Below are 649 nucleotides of genomic sequence, written 5' to 3' on the forward strand. Positions count from 1 at the left end.
GCCCTGCAGGCAGCGCACCGCGGCTACGTGATGGACTCCGGTCTCATCACCATGAGCGGCGATGCCAAGCAGATGCTGGACGACCCGAAAGTGCGTGCGGCCTACCTGGGCGAGTAAGCACCCTCAAGCACCACGAGAAAGCCCCGCGATTGCGGGGCTTTTTCTTTCGCGCGCGACCCGCGTTTCAGGCAGAAGCCGCCGTGTAGATATTCGGCCGATGCAATTGCATGAACCCGACACCCTCCGGCACATCGGCAAAGCCGTGTTTGCGATAAAGCCAGTCGGCGCCCGTTGTTACGAGCACTGTGCGGCGCAGCGTCTGCAGGTCGGGGTGCTCGCGCAGGAAGTCCATCAAAGCGTGTGAGATGCCTTTCCCGCGCATCGCCGGCAGCACGAACACATCGCACAGGTATGCGAACGTCGCCCGATCGGTAATGACGCGCGCAAAACCAACAAGCTCCCCACGTGAGCCATCGCCGTTCAGCCGATAAGCGGCGAAGCAGAGCGAATTTGCAACCGATCGGTCGAACACAACGCGCGGCAGGCCGCGGGCCCAGAACGTCTCCTGTGACAGGAAGTTGTAGATATCGTCCAGCGGAAGCCACGCGGAATCATCGGACAACACGATCCCCGTGGCCGGCACTTCTCG

The 649-nt window shown here is 62.1% G+C and carries 1 protein-coding gene; it reads right to left on the reverse strand.

The window, feature by feature from the left end; genetic code table 11:
* Positions 1-184: 184 nt before the first annotated feature.
* Positions 185-649, reverse strand: a 465-nt coding sequence (locus D1614_RS28200) for a GNAT family N-acetyltransferase (protein ID WP_206610163.1), incomplete at its 5' end; no start/stop codon positions are given.

Origin of the sequence: Maribellus luteus (assembly GCF_003576475.1) — a bacterium.
Lineage (GTDB): Bacteria > Bacteroidota > Bacteroidia > Bacteroidales > Prolixibacteraceae > Draconibacterium > Draconibacterium luteum.